General features: G+C 67.0%; 13 protein-coding genes. 8 read left to right on the forward strand and 5 right to left on the reverse strand.

Going from position 1 to position 12792, the window contains the following annotated elements:
- Positions 1 to 195: 195 nt before the first annotated feature.
- Positions 196 to 1905, forward strand: coding sequence for a GAF domain-containing protein (locus SK854_RS04865; protein ID WP_319973760.1), 1710 nt, complete (start codon positions 196 to 198; stop codon positions 1903 to 1905).
- A 96-nt stretch (positions 1906 to 2001) separates the two neighbouring features.
- Here SK854_RS04865 and SK854_RS04870 read toward each other — a convergent pair whose 3' ends face one another.
- Positions 2002 to 2874: a slipin family protein gene (locus tag SK854_RS04870; RefSeq protein WP_319973761.1), complete on the reverse strand. Its 873-nt coding sequence runs from the start codon at positions 2872 to 2874 to the stop codon at positions 2002 to 2004.
- Positions 2875 to 3167: 293 nt separating this feature from the next.
- Between SK854_RS04870 and SK854_RS04875 the strand changes: the two genes are divergently transcribed.
- Together SK854_RS04875 and SK854_RS04880 are read left to right on the forward strand one after the other, a co-directional pair.
- A complete protein-coding gene (locus tag SK854_RS04875; RefSeq protein ID WP_319973762.1) occupies positions 3168 to 4334 on the forward strand; it encodes a hypothetical protein in 1167 nt (388 codons plus the stop codon).
- A gap of 162 nt (positions 4335 to 4496) precedes the next feature.
- On the forward strand, positions 4497 to 4802 hold the full coding sequence (locus SK854_RS04880) for a hypothetical protein (protein ID WP_319973763.1): 306 nt from the start codon (positions 4497 to 4499) through the stop codon (positions 4800 to 4802).
- Positions 4803 to 4869: 67 nt separating this feature from the next.
- Here the strand turns inward: SK854_RS04880 and SK854_RS04885 are convergent, their stop codons facing one another.
- On the reverse strand, positions 4870 to 6243 hold the full coding sequence (locus SK854_RS04885; protein ID WP_319973764.1) for an MBL fold metallo-hydrolase RNA specificity domain-containing protein: 1374 nt from the start codon (positions 6241 to 6243) through the stop codon (positions 4870 to 4872).
- Between the two features lie 153 nt (positions 6244 to 6396).
- Between SK854_RS04885 and SK854_RS04890 the strand changes: the two genes are divergently transcribed.
- Both SK854_RS04890 and SK854_RS04895 read left to right on the forward strand, forming a co-directional pair.
- Positions 6397 to 7089, forward strand: coding sequence for a universal stress protein (locus SK854_RS04890; protein WP_319973765.1), 693 nt, complete (start codon positions 6397 to 6399; stop codon positions 7087 to 7089).
- Between the two features lie 171 nt (positions 7090 to 7260).
- Positions 7261 to 7851 carry a hypothetical protein gene (locus SK854_RS04895; RefSeq protein ID WP_319973766.1) on the forward strand — a complete coding sequence of 197 codons (591 nt, stop codon included), beginning with the start codon at positions 7261 to 7263 and terminating at the stop codon, positions 7849 to 7851.
- Positions 7852 to 8128: 277 nt separating this feature from the next.
- Here SK854_RS04895 and SK854_RS04900 read toward each other — a convergent pair whose 3' ends face one another.
- Both SK854_RS04900 and SK854_RS04905 read right to left on the reverse strand, forming a co-directional pair.
- On the reverse strand, positions 8129 to 9148 hold the full coding sequence (locus SK854_RS04900; protein ID WP_319973767.1) for a Vgb family protein: 1020 nt from the start codon (positions 9146 to 9148) through the stop codon (positions 8129 to 8131).
- A 120-nt stretch (positions 9149 to 9268) separates the two neighbouring features.
- Positions 9269 to 9511, reverse strand: a complete 243-nt coding sequence (locus SK854_RS04905; protein WP_319973768.1) for a Gmad2 immunoglobulin-like domain-containing protein — start codon at positions 9509 to 9511, stop codon at positions 9269 to 9271.
- Positions 9512 to 9526: 15 nt separating this feature from the next.
- On the opposite strand from SK854_RS04905, the gene SK854_RS04910 reads away from it, so the two are divergent.
- A complete protein-coding gene (locus SK854_RS04910; protein ID WP_319973769.1) occupies positions 9527 to 9688 on the forward strand; it encodes a hypothetical protein in 162 nt (53 codons plus the stop codon).
- 309 nt (positions 9689 to 9997) lie between these two features.
- On the opposite strand, the gene SK854_RS04915 is transcribed toward SK854_RS04910, so the two are convergent.
- Positions 9998 to 10249, reverse strand: coding sequence for a hypothetical protein (locus SK854_RS04915; protein ID WP_319973770.1), 252 nt, complete (start codon positions 10247 to 10249; stop codon positions 9998 to 10000).
- A gap of 162 nt (positions 10250 to 10411) precedes the next feature.
- On the opposite strand from SK854_RS04915, the gene SK854_RS04920 reads away from it, so the two are divergent.
- Both SK854_RS04920 and SK854_RS04925 read left to right on the forward strand, forming a co-directional pair.
- Positions 10412 to 11563, forward strand: a complete 1152-nt coding sequence (locus SK854_RS04920) for a site-2 protease family protein (RefSeq protein ID WP_319973771.1) — start codon at positions 10412 to 10414, stop codon at positions 11561 to 11563.
- 58 nt (positions 11564 to 11621) lie between these two features.
- Positions 11622 to 12740, forward strand: a complete 1119-nt coding sequence (locus SK854_RS04925) for a carboxylate-amine ligase (RefSeq protein WP_319973772.1) — start codon at positions 11622 to 11624, stop codon at positions 12738 to 12740.
- Positions 12741 to 12792: the final 52 nt, after the last annotated feature.

Raw genomic sequence — 12792 nt, forward strand, 5'->3', positions numbered from 1 at the left:
AAGTGACCGCCGTGCTGCTGAGCGCGTCGTTCCGTGGACACCGACGGTAACCGGTTTCGCGAAAACGGCCATATCGCCGTCGGCATGTTCGGAGTAGCTTTGCGGTGTGGCCGGGCACTCTCCCGGCCTCATCGGGTGTAGTCACGTTGGCCTGGCCCCCGCTGACGCGCGTGAGGGTTGACGGGACGTGAACCCATGCCGAAAACCTCCGGCACTGACGCTTCGGACCGCCTGCCGCAGGGTGAGTTCCGTCTGCCGTTCGCCGATCTCCCCCGCACAGAGCTGGAAAAGCTGCTCGACGAGGTGTCAGGGCGAGCGCAGGACGTACTCGCGACCCAGGGTCGACTGCGACACCTGCTGCACGCGCACGCGGTCGTCGCCAGCGAACTCAGTCTGCAGGCGGTGCTGCAACACATCGTGACCTCGGCACGAGAGCTGGTCGATGCGCGCTACGCCGCGTTGGGTGTGATCGGCGCCAACGGCATGCTCGACGAGTTCGTCCACGTCGGCATGGACGAGAACATCGTCGAGCGCATCGGGGAACTGCCGCACGGCCGAGGGATCCTGGGCCTGCTGATCAGTGAGCCGGCTCCCGTCCGGCTGACCGACCTCGCCGCGCATCCCGCCTCCGCCGGGTTTCCGCCCGATCACCCCGCCATGGACAGCTTTCTGGGCGTGCCGATCCGCATCCGCGATCGCGTCTTCGGCAACCTCTACCTCACCGGCAGCGCGAACGGCCAGTTCAGCGCCGAGGACGAACAGCTTGCCGTCGCGCTCGCCGCGACCGCGGGGGTCGCGATCGACAACGCCCGGCTCTACCAGGAGTCCGAACAACGCCACCGCTGGCTGACCGCCTCGACCGAGGTCACCCAGCGGCTGTTCGCCCGGCAGGACGAGAACCCCCTGGACCTGGTCCTGCGGACCGCCCAGCAGACCGCGTCCGCCGACGTCGCCACCCTGGCACTGGTCACCGAGACAGGGCGGTTGCAGATCACCGCCACCAGCGGCGGCCAGCATGGTCGAACGGGCATGGACGCAGATCTCGCCGTAGCCGAACAGGTCGCCCGGTGCGGCACTCCCCTGCTCATCCCAGCCCCCTCGGACGCAGCCGGCACCGAGCAGACCTCCCCGATCGGATCCGTCGTCGTGGTGCCGGTGCTGGCCGGCGACAGGATCATGGGCACTCTCAGCGTGGGTCGGCTGGCCGGGCAGCGGTCGTTCACCGACGCCGACATGAAGCATCTCGCCGGATTCGCCGGCCATGCGGGCGTGGCGATGGAACTCGACCGCTTGCACGCCGAACAGCAGATCCAGCACCTCACCGAGGACCACGACCGCATCGGCCTCGCGCTGAACGAGCACGTGATCCAGAAACTCTTCGCGGTCAGCCTAGGGCTGCAAGGCCTCGCCACAGCCGACAAACACCCCGCCTACCGGGATCGCGTCAACGGGTACATCGGCATCCTCGACGCCATGATCAGCCACATCCGCGCCGCCGTCTACAACGTCGACGTCGCCCCCGACTCGCATGGTTCCAGTCTCCAGCAACGAATCCTCGACACCATCGAGGAGTACACGCCCCCACTCGGTTTCCCCGTGGCGACCACCTTCACCGGCAAGCTCAGACGCGCCATCCCCGCTGGTTCCGTGGACGAGGTGGTCGCCGCTGTCCGTTTCGCGCTCGCGACCGTCGCCGGTCACGCCGACGCCACTCGCACCGAGCTCCGCGTCAGCATCAACGGCGATGTGATCACCGTCGAGAACATCGACGACGGCGCGAGTCCCTCGACACCCGATCCCACCGGCAACCTGAAGCAGAGCGTCACGCCTGACGGCGATACGTGCCTGACCTGGACCACTCACCTCCCGGCCTCACTTGAAGCCCGCACTGGCGCAGGCCACTGACAGCACAACTCTCCACTGTGGATTAAGGGGTTCTTCCACGCCAAGCCGAAACGTGTCCTGCCTGAATGAAACAGGCAGGACACGTTCAACCGACTCCTATCGTGGAGCGATGAGCGGCTCGCCGTTCGCCGTCGCTTCCGGTGCTTGCAGCCCACCGTTCGGCTGCGTCGGGATCGCGGTGAGCGTGACGTCGGTCGGCGAGGCGGCCGCGGCGGTCTCGCGAGCCAGGAACGTGCCCAGTTCACCGATGGTGCTCATCAGCGGTGCGGGGAACACGACGGTGGTGTTCTTGTCCACTCCGAGTTCGACCAGGGTCTGCAGGTTGCGCAGTTGCAAGGCGAGCGGGTGGGCCATCATCGTGTCCGACGCGTCACCGAGCGCGGCTGCGGCCAGCGACTCGCCCTCCGCGTTGATGATCTTGGCACGCTTCTCCCTCTCGGCCTCGGCCTGCCTGGCCATCGCGCGCTTCATGCTGTCGGGCAGCTGGATGTCCTTCAGCTCCACCAGAGTCACCTCGACACCCCATTCGACCGTGGTGATGTCGAGGATCTTGCGGATGTCGACGTTGATCTGGTCGGTCTCCGACAGGGTCTGATCGAGGGTGTGCTGACCGACCACCTTCCGCAGGGTGGTCTGGGCGATCTGGTCGATCGCGGCGTACACGTTCTCGATCGCGACAACGGACTTCACCGAATCCACGACCCTGAAGTACGCCACCGCCGAGACGTCGACGCTGACGTTGTCCCGCGTGATGATCCCCTGCGACTGGATCGGCAACGTGATGATCCGCAACGACACCCGGCGCATCACGTCCACCACCGGAATGATCAGCCGCAGCCCCGGTTTCATCGCCCCGCGCACTCGCCCCAGCCGGAACAACACGCCCTGCTCGTACTGCTTGACGACCTTCACCGACATGCCCAGCAACAGCAGGACCAGGGCAGCGGTGACAATGATCCACACGCTCATGACGACGCTCCATCCGGAATCGAACGAGAACGGCTACCAACACGTCGATCTCGCGCCTCCTCACGATGCGCCCACCGCAACGGCGGCACCGCAGCCGAAGGTCCTCGCCCTTCTGCGCCGATCGGCCCGGCCGCGGCATGACTCAGTCTGGATGATTCGCTCTGCCGGGCATTTCCCTCCCGCTCAACAGAGTCGGCAGCACTCTCGTCCAGAACACCTTCGGCTCTGCGAACGAAGCCGAGGACGGCGGACGCTGATCAAAAATGTTCAACTCATGACGGAGGTGTGTCCCGATGACGTGGTTGGGAAACAAGCGGCGGACCTGGCTCGCGATCAGCGCTGCCGCATGCGCCGCCTTGGGCACCACGGCCACACCCGCCTACGCGGCTCCGACGATCGTCGATCTCGGAACGCTGCCAGGCGGCAGTTACAGCACCGCGTTCGCGATCAACGACGCCGGAGCCGCAGTGGGTTGGTCAGATGCCGCGGATGGCCGCACACACGCCGTGCGCTGGTTTCCGCCAGGAAGGATCGTCGACCTCGGCACACTTCCAGGCGGCGGCAGCAGCATGGCTTTCGCGGTCAACAACGCGGGGGTGGTCGTGGGCCAGGCCAACGCGGCCAACGGAGATCTCCACGCGGTGCGCTGGGACAGCCAAGGGGTCATCAGTGATCTAGAAGCGTTACCCGGTCACGCTCGTAGCATGGCCATCGAGATCAACCAGGCAGGCGAGATCATCGGGCGTTCGGCCGTCAACGTTCGCTCCAACTCGCAGGGCGTTCGCTGGGACAGCAGCGGCCAGATCACTGATCTCGGTTACGAGAGCCGAGCCTATGCGATCAACGACGCGGGCCTGGCAGCCGGTGACTCGTCCAGCGGCGAGCCTGTGATCTGGGATCGCAAGGGCCGGATCACCAAGGTGGAGCACGGTGGTGGCCTCGCCAGTGCCAATGCAGGGATCAATGAAGCAGGCATGGTGGCCGGCGTCGTGGGTCTGTCCGACGGAACGTTCCACGCCGTGCGCTGGAACCGGCACGGCGACCTAACCGATCTCGATTCCCTGTCAGAACGAAGCAACTGCATGGCGGTCGGCATCAACAACGCCGGAACGGTCGCCGGCACCGCGGATGCGGAGATCGCCGCCCGCCACGCGGTGCGGTGGGACCGGCACGGCAAGATCACCGACCTCGAGACCCTCGGCGGCAACCCAGGGCCGTACCCGCCCAGCAGCCAAGCGACAGCGATCAACGACGCGGGCATCGTGATCGGCTCCGCGACGACGAACAGCGGCACCAATGCCGTTCGATGGGACCGGCACGGAAGGATCACCGATCTCGGTACCCTCGGTGGCAACTCGAGTTCGGCCTACGCGATCAACGCAACAGGCGTTGTCGTTGGCGTGTCTAACATCGACGACAGCATCTCGCACGCCGTGTTGTGGCGGTCACCGCGTCCGTAGCCACCCTTGCAATCGGAACATCCCGGTGCTCGGCGAACCGCAGCGTGTCAACGTGCACCGCGGTAAGACGTTGCCCCACCTACCTACTCAACACGGACCAGGAACCGTTCAAACCTTCACCCGTTCCGGTGACGTGATTCGGGCACTGCCGACCCTTGATGAATGCTCTCTCATGTGGCGCGCGAACATCCCTGCGATCTGTGCGACGGAACCGGCTTGATGACCTGGCAACAACCCCTGCCAGGTCCGGATGGCGCGCTCGCCCTGACCGAGATGAATCACCCCTGTGTCAACGGATGCTCTGGCTGGTTCAAACTGCCCGCCGCCGAACGCGGCAACGTCGTCACAGCCGGCACCGCCGAAAGGACGACCGGGAACAACGTCGCCCAAGCCAACCTGGAGCACCGCACCGAGTGGTTCCGGCCCTTGCCGCCACCGGACGACCACTCCGCGATTTCGCCGAGCTGACTGCGAGCTCTGGCCGACACGGCGCGGCTGCGCAGCCGATCATTGCCTTGATCTTCCTTGATAAGGATCACACCAGGACTCGCTCGCCGTCCCTCGGCACCACGGCGGTCCACCCGTGCTCGGCGTTCAGCCGGTCTGCCAGGGTCGTGGCACTCTCCGGTTCACCGTGTACGACATAGGTCGTGGCCGGAGCAGGTCCAGTGGCCGCCCACGCCAGCAGTTCGCCGGCGTCTGCATGGGCGCTGAACGCGTCGAGCACCTGCACCTCGGCCTTCACCGGTACGTACCGGCCGTGGATCTTGATCTCGCGGGCTCCGTCGACGAGCGAGCGAGCCCGTGTGCCCACCGCCGCGTAGCCGACGATGAGGATCGTGTGCTTCTGGTTGGGCAGCATGTGCTTCAGGTGGTGCAGAACCCGGCCGCCGGTGGCCATGCCGGACGCGGAGATGATGATCGACGGCTTCCTGGGATCGTTGGCCTGCATCGATTGGGAGGCCGTGTGGAGCTCCGCCAGGTGACCTGGGTCGAACGCGTCCTCGCCGTTCACGAGTTCGGGGCGGATTTCCGGCCAGCTCTTGGCGACCGCCTGCCGGTAGACCCGCAGTGACGCCAGCGCCATCGGGCTGTCGACGAACACGGGGAGGTCGGGAATCTCACCCGCGCGCACCAGCTTGGCCAGTTCGACCAGGATCACCTCGGTGCGATCCACCGCGAACGCGGGGACCAGCACGCTGCCGCCCCGCGCGGCCGTGCGCCGGATGGTATCGGCGAACAGCGCGGTGGCTGCGGCATCGTCGTGCGGGCGGTCGCCGTAGGTCGACTCGATCAGCAACGCGTCGCAAGCGGGCCTCGGCTGGGGAGGTAGCAGCACCCGGTGCGCCGGCCTGCCCAGATCACCGCTCACGACGACGCTGCGGTCGCCGAGCGTCAAGTGCGCCCATGCCGAGCCGAGAATGTGCCCGGCACGGCCGAGTTCGAGGTCGACGCCATCAGCGATGGAGCGTGCCACCTCGAATTCGATCGGACGGAACAGCCTGATGGTGCGCTCCGCGTCGTCCGTGTCGTACAGCGGCAGGGCGGGCCGGTGTTTGGACCAGCCCGACTCGTTGGCCTGACTGGCCTCCTCCATCATCAGGTGCGCGCTGTCGGTCAGCACGATCCCGGCCAGGTTCGCGGTGCCCTCGGTGGTGAACACCGGCCCGCGCCATCCGTGCCGCACCAGCACCGGCAAGTAACCGCAGTGGTCCAAGTGCGCGTGGGTGAGCACGACCGCGTCCAGCCGGTCCAGATCGAGCGGAGGCCGCTGCCAGTTCCGCCGCCGCAACGGTGCCAGCCCCTGGAACAGACCGCAGTCCACCAACACCTGCGAGCTGCCGGTGTCGAACAGGAACTTGCTTCCGGTGACCGTGCCGGTGCCACCGAGGAAAGTCAGCGTGCTCATCGTTCAGCCTCCTCGTGCTGGAGACCACACCGTCCTTCTCCGGTCACCAGCGGGCACAGCGGCACGAGGCCCAGTAGTTGCAGGACTTTCGTCCCGCTCAGGTGGTCACCCTTCGCTCTGGGTACCGCAGCCGTACAGGGCGACCGTGGACGTATGGAACCTGTCGTGGTGATCGCAGACGGCTCCCCGTGGACCGCGGAGGCCGTGCAGTGGGCCGCCTCCCACGCGAAGCTCGTCGAAGCCGAGGTTGAGACGCATTGGCCGGAGGACGCCTTCCACGCCCAACTCGTGGTGGTCGGTTATCAAGGCAGGACCGGCTCTCCGCTCGGCCTCGGCAACCACGTCCTGTACGTCGTGTGCGCCGCGGATTGCGACGCGGTGGTGGTGCGCGGCACGCCGGACGCGCGGCACGGAATGCACGGACGCGTTACCGCGCTGGTCAGTGGAGGCCCGGACGACGCGGGTGTCCTCGCTCGTGCCGTGGTCTTCGCCCAGAGCCGAGGCGCCACCCTACGAGTGCTGCACGCCGCGCCGATGTCCGTGGTGCGCGAAGACTTGGACGAGGACCACAGCTGGGTCCTGGAGCGCTCTGCCGAGTTGCTCGCCGGGTTCCCGCACACCGCCGTCCTCGTGCGCAGACAGCCGCACGAGGCGATCAGCCGTTGCACCGACACCGACCTGATCGTCGTCGGGCCCGGCGAGACCCGCTCGTGTGGTGCGGTGACCAGGGCCGCACTCCACCACGCGCCTTGCCCCGTACTCGTGGCGCATCGACCCGTTCAGGTGGAACACCGAGGCGTCCTTTCCCTTCCCGCTCCTCGCCGGCCAGTTCGCACCACGGTGTGAGTCCAGCCACGCCGAGCACGTCCTGGTGGAGGCCAATCCCGACTGACGTGCAGGGCGGTGCACGACCCTGCTTCCACCGACCGATTCGGCGAGGGCTGAGCCCTGCTGTCACTGTCTCGCCATCTCACACCGGTCCGACGCTGACAGGAGAACAACACCCCAGGAGCAGAGATGAAGATCGACGAACTGATTGCCAGGACCAAGAACTCGCTCGAAGCGAGGAAGGTCTACGCCGAGCCTTGCGAAAAGGGCCAGGAAGGTGAAGACGGCGGCTTCGGCCTCAACGCCGAGCCAGCCGGCGCGTACGGTGATCAGCGATGGCAAGGACCGGTGGGAGCCAGTGGTCGACGTGAACTGGCTGGTCGTCACCGCGGGCACCGTCGCCATCGCCGCGCTCTTCGTGGTGCTGCACATCATCAGGGCGAAGGCCCAGTCGCGATGACCTTGACGCGGTGGCTGTTCCTCGTGGCTGTGGCGCTCGTCGTGACGTCGTGCGCTGCCGGTCCGAACGTCGTGTCCCATGTGGACTCTGCACAGGTCGCGGGGTTCTGGAAAGGCCTGTGGCACGGGCTGATCTACCCCGTCACGTTCTTCATCTCGCTGTTCACCGACAACGTGAACATCTACGAGGTGCGCAACATCGGTAACTGGTACGACTTCGGCTTCGTCGCCGGCATCGGCCTGCTGCATGCTGTGACCAGCGCAGGTGGTCGCAAGTCGAAGCGGCGGCGCAAGACCGCGCGAACCAAGGCGACCTCATGAACGCCAGTCCCGCATCACAGCCGGTGGGCCTGACACCCACCGCGAAGTCTGCCCTGGCGTGAGCCGTCCACGCAGCGAAGCGCACCAACGCGTCTGTGCTGGTCCTCGACCGCATGGCACGACCGGCTGACCCGCCGCATCAGCTCCCTGGCCACGGCTGCCATCCGCTGCCCGGTCGACCGTGGCCCTGCCAGTTGCACACTGCGTCTACGCCTGGGAACGTGCCGGATCGTGAAGGATCAAGTGGGCTCGGCACCCGCGGACCCTGTTGGGCCTGTCAACCCACACGCGGTGCGATCCGCACCCGGCCGATCTCGCCCCTCGTGTGGTCCGTGAACCACAGGCTTCTACCGGGTCCGGCGGTGATGGACCCCGGCGTGCCGGGGTCAACGAACGGAAACTCCGTGACTTCGCCGCGGGTCGTGATGCGCCCGAGCACGTTGTAGTACTGCTCGACGAACCAGAGCGCTCCGTCCGGCCCAACGCAGATACCGGTCGGCATGGGCGCACCGGGCTGGTTACGAACCGGGAACTCGGTGGTGTCCCCTGCCGGTGTGATTCGCATGATCGAGCCCCAAGGAGAATCCTGCAGCGTGACCCAGAGGTTTCCGTCCGGTCCGGCGACGATGTCCGCTGGCCCCGACACGTTCGATCCGGGTGGTGCGTTCTGGGTCGGGAACTCGGTGATCTCTCCCGCGGTCGTGATCCGACCTGCGTTGTTGCCGGACCGTTCGGTGAACCACAGATTGCGGTCAGGGCCGGTCGTGATTCCACTCGGATGGCTGCCCGGTGTCGGCACCGGGTACTCGGCGAGAAGGCGGCCGAACCGGTCCATCCGGCCGATCCGGTTTCCGTCGCTCTCGGCGAACCACAGGTTGTGATCGGGGCCGAGAGTGATCCCACTCGGTGAACTGTTCGACTGGGGAAGTGCGTACTCGCGGAAGTGTCCGCGAGCATCGACTGAGCCGATCTTTCCTGCCACGAACTCCGTGAACCAGATTCGGCCGTCCGGACCCGCGGTGATGCCGTGCGGGTAGGAATTCGGGGTCGGCACGACGAAGCTCTGCACTCGGCCCCGGGATTCGATGCGGCGGATCATGTTGCTGGCCGGATCCGTGAACCAAATATGACCGTCGCGGGCATTGACGATCTCGGTCGGAAAGCCACCGACCCTAAATCTTTGGACAGCCGTCGCCGGATCGCCGCCATCCGCGTGAACGACGGGGGCGACCCCGACTGCGAGACAGCCGGCGAAGACAAGTGCGAATAGAGCCTTGGAACCTTTTCGTGCCAACATTTCATTCCCTTCCGCAAGACCGGTACCTACAACCGAACGACCCTCCGTACGTCACAAATGACCTGTCCTCGTGCAGTTGAGGCGCGCCGCCAGCCCTGCACCGTCGCCGACGGCTGCACCTCACTCGCGAACGCCACCCGTACCGCCGCGGTGAGCACGACCTCCCCCGTTCGCAGCGGACCTCTCCTGGAACAGAACCCAGCCGCTGCCACCGGTCGGCTGAGCAAAGGTGACCTGCCCGGTGAAGGCGCACAGCTCATCACCGCCTCCGGTGACGAACCCACGGCCGATCTCCGCCACGCCCTTGTAGGCGAGCACCCGTACAGTGACGTTGCCCTCGAACACGTGCGCCCTGCCGCTCACGGTGACCGGTGACCGGTGACCGGTGACCGCAGCACGTCATCGCACTTCGGCACGTCCACCTGGACGACCGCAGCACGGGTGCCGGTGACCGACCAGCGGCCTCCCGCATGCCGCAACGACACGATCATCGGCAACGTGGTGATCGGCTTCGAGACGTCGTCCGGGCTCGGCGGATAGCAGGTGACTCGGCGACACCGCCTTCAGGTTCGCCCTGTGCCGGCGGAGGATGCTGCAGCCACTCGAAGAACGCCGCGACGTCACCGTCGAACGAGTACACAGTGGACTTGACCGTCGGGATCTGCCGCAGCGTGGTGTCGAGTTCCGCCCAGCGCGGCACTGCCGAAGCTGGAACTCTCGACCTGGACGCTCTGCAGCTTCTTCGCCGTCGCGGCCGGTTCCGTCCTGGTGCCACCGCGCAAGATGGCCGGCGTGACGACTAGCCCCACTACGATCGCACCTTTCAGGATCCTCGTTCGCCTCGTGATGTCACACCGCCAAAAGCGAGCGGAGGACCTGGGCACCGAACGTCGTGAGCACGGCCGGTGCAAGTGCGCCGGCAGCCGCTTCACGGACCGGGCGGAACAGACCACCGGTGAACAGCTCGATCGTGGCGGTGAAGTCGCACCACAGGCCGTCGACGCTCAGGCTCGGAGCGCGTCCGCACGCCAGCTCGCCGCGTCCGTCCGCGATGGCCTGCAGCATGGCCCTGTGGCGCGCCGTGTAACCCTTGGTGGTCATTTCGCTCCCCTTCCAGTGCGTTTCCGGCAACTGAGGTGAGCCTGTTCTTCGCCACGGACGTGACGCAGAACACAAGGTGGGCAGTGATCCGGGACCATTGCCGCAGAGACGGCGGACCTCGGTCTCTGCTTCGGTAGCGGGCCAGGTCGGGACGCTGGGCATATGAACACCGGATTGGCTTCAATTCCGCTCGGGCGCGTACGTGGGGTCGGAGTCGGCGCCCACTGGTCGACGGTCGTCGCGGTGCTGGTGATCGCCCAGGTCGTCGTGGTGTCCGTGCTGCCGCAGGCGGCTCCGGGCCACTCGGCGGTCGTCAACTGGATCGTCGGCGTGCTCGCGGCGCTGATTTTCATGTTGTCGCTGCTGGCCCACGAGCTCGCGCACGCCTTGGTCGCGCAACGGCTCGGTGTTGGTGTCGAACGCATCGATCTGTGGTTGCTCGGCGGCGTGTCGCGACTTTCGTCCTCCCCTCGCAGTCCGAGGGCGGAGTTCCTGATCGCCGTCGCAGGTCCGGCTGCCAGCGCGGGCCTCGCGGTGGTCGCCGGTGCCACTGGAGCCGCTCTCGCCGCATGGGATGCGCCTGCGCTCGTTGTCTCCCCCGTCCTGTGGCTGGCGATCACCAACGGCGTGCTGGCCGCGTTCAACTCGGTGCCGGCCGCGCCCCTGGACGGCGGCCGACTGCTGGCGGCCGCGGTGTGGTGGCGCACCGGCGACGAGCACCGCGGCACGAAAGTGGCAGCCGTCGCGGGCCGCGCGTTCGGTGTCGCACTGGCTGCGTTCGGACTGACGCAGGTGCTCGCCGGCGCGGTGTCCGGCCTCTGGCTGATGCTGCTCGGCGCGTATCTCGTGGTCAGCAGTACCACCGAGCAGTCCGCGAACGAGGTGCGGCACCGTCTCGGCAGCGTGCTCGCGCGTGACGTCATGACCCCGGATCCGCCGATCGCACCGGGGTGGTGGACTGTGCGGACGTTCCTGCACAGCCTCACTTCCGGTCCGCACAGGCAGGTGTTCCCGGTGGTGTCGTTCGACGGCGCAGTCGCCGGAGTCATCAGCCTCGCCGAACTCGTCCGGGTACGTGACCCTCTCACCACCAGAGTCAGCGACGTGTGCCGCGCGCTGGCCGGGGTACCGGTCGCGTCCCCCGACGAGCCGCTGCTCGACGTGCTCGCCAGAACATCGCCCGGGCAGGGCCGTGATGTCGTGCTGGTACTGCGCGAACGGCACCTCGCCGGCGTCATCGGCCCGGATGACGTGGCTTGGGCGCTCGAACTGGCCTGGGGTGTACCGATCAGCCGTCACGAGGTGACGGCATGAGGTTCGGCTATCGTGCCCAGGCAGGCCGCCTCCTCACTTCGTCCGCCCGGCCCAGCGCATGATCGCCGCGCTCTCGATGGGGGTCGAGGAGGAGTACCTCGTCGTCGACGCCGTCAGCAGGCGCCCGCAGTTCGTCGGCGCCGCGATGGTTCGCGCGCTGTCCGATGTGGACTTTCATCGCGAGTTCTCTACCGCCCAGGCCGAGTTCGCCTCACCGGTGTGCACCGACCTGGCGTCACTGGGGCAGGAACTCGACCGGGGCCGCCGGGTGCTGGCCGGCGCTGCCCGCGACCACGGCGCCCTGCTGATCACGACCGGCACGCCTCCGCTGGGTCGGCCAGGCCCTCCCCCCGTGACCGGCAAGCAGCGCTATCAGCTCATGGCAGCGGAATATGGCGCACTCGCGGAGGACCAGGGTGTATGCGGATGTCACGTGCACGTCGGCGTGCCAGATGCCGACCACGCGGTCCAAGTGAGTAACCACATCCGGCCGTGGCTTCCGGCGCTTCTCGCCCTCGGAGCGAACTCACCGTTCTTCGACGGCAGGGACACCGGGCACGCAAGCTGGCGGACGACCGTCTGGTCGCGCTGGCCGGTGTGCGGTGTGCCTCCGCGGTTCCACAGCGCGGCCCACTACGACGACCTGGTCGGGCGGCTGGTCGACGCCGGCGTCATCGCCGATGCCGGAATGGTCTACTACTACGTCCGCCCATCACAACACGTCCCCACAGTCGAAGTACGGGTCGCAGACGTCGCGACGACCGTCGAGGAGGCGCTGCTGCAGGCGGCGCTCACCCGAGCACTCGTTGGCACCGCACTGGTCTTCACGCCAAGGGAAAGCCCTCCCGACGCGATCATTCGTGCCGCGTGTGCCCGAGCCGCCATGGTCGGGCTGGAGGGCCGGTGCCTCGACGCGGTGACGGGCCGAGCATGCACGGGATGGGACCTGGTCGACCGCTTGGTGTCGCATGTGCACGACGCGCTGCGTGACGTCGGCGATCTCGGGTTCGTGGAGCATCGCCTGGCCTGGCTGAGAAGACATGGTGGCGGTGCGACAAGGCAACGCCTCGTGCTGCGGGAAGGCGGTGACCTTCGCGCCGTCGTCGACCATCTCAGCGTGACATCATCGGGATGGCAGTGGCCGACGACCCTTCCGCACGGGACCGAAGGCCACTGATCCGTGAACGCGCCAAGGAACATCGTGGTCGTGGAAGGGGGACAACCATTTC

The organism is Lentzea sokolovensis (assembly GCF_033949975.1).
GTDB lineage: Bacteria > Actinomycetota > Actinomycetes > Mycobacteriales > Pseudonocardiaceae > Lentzea > Lentzea sokolovensis.

Bases quoted from the DNA above. Each gene is read 5' to 3' on its own strand.
- SK854_RS04865 (WP_319973760.1), top strand. From the start codon at position 196: ATGCCGAAAACCTCCGGCACTGACGCTTCGGACCGCCTGCCGCAGGGT.
- SK854_RS04920 (WP_319973771.1), top strand. From the start codon at position 10,412: ATGAACACCGGATTGGCTTCAATTCCGCTCGGGCGCGTACGTGGGGTC.
- SK854_RS04875 (WP_319973762.1), top strand. From the start codon at position 3,168: ATGACGTGGTTGGGAAACAAGCGGCGGACCTGGCTCGCGATCAGCGCT.
- SK854_RS04885 (WP_319973764.1), bottom strand. From the start codon at position 6,243: ATGAGCACGCTGACTTTCCTCGGTGGCACCGGCACGGTCACCGGAAGC.
- SK854_RS04870 (WP_319973761.1), bottom strand. From the start codon at position 2,874: ATGAGCGTGTGGATCATTGTCACCGCTGCCCTGGTCCTGCTGTTGCTG.
- SK854_RS04890 (WP_319973765.1), top strand. From the start codon at position 6,397: ATGGAACCTGTCGTGGTGATCGCAGACGGCTCCCCGTGGACCGCGGAG.
- SK854_RS04900 (WP_319973767.1), bottom strand. From the start codon at position 9,148: ATGTTGGCACGAAAAGGTTCCAAGGCTCTATTCGCACTTGTCTTCGCC.
- SK854_RS04915 (WP_319973770.1), bottom strand. From the start codon at position 10,249: ATGACCACCAAGGGTTACACGGCGCGCCACAGGGCCATGCTGCAGGCC.
- SK854_RS04895 (WP_319973766.1), top strand. From the start codon at position 7,261: ATGAAGATCGACGAACTGATTGCCAGGACCAAGAACTCGCTCGAAGCG.
- SK854_RS04925 (WP_319973772.1), top strand. From the start codon at position 11,622: ATGATCGCCGCGCTCTCGATGGGGGTCGAGGAGGAGTACCTCGTCGTC.
- SK854_RS04880 (WP_319973763.1), top strand. From the start codon at position 4,497: ATGCTCTCTCATGTGGCGCGCGAACATCCCTGCGATCTGTGCGACGGA.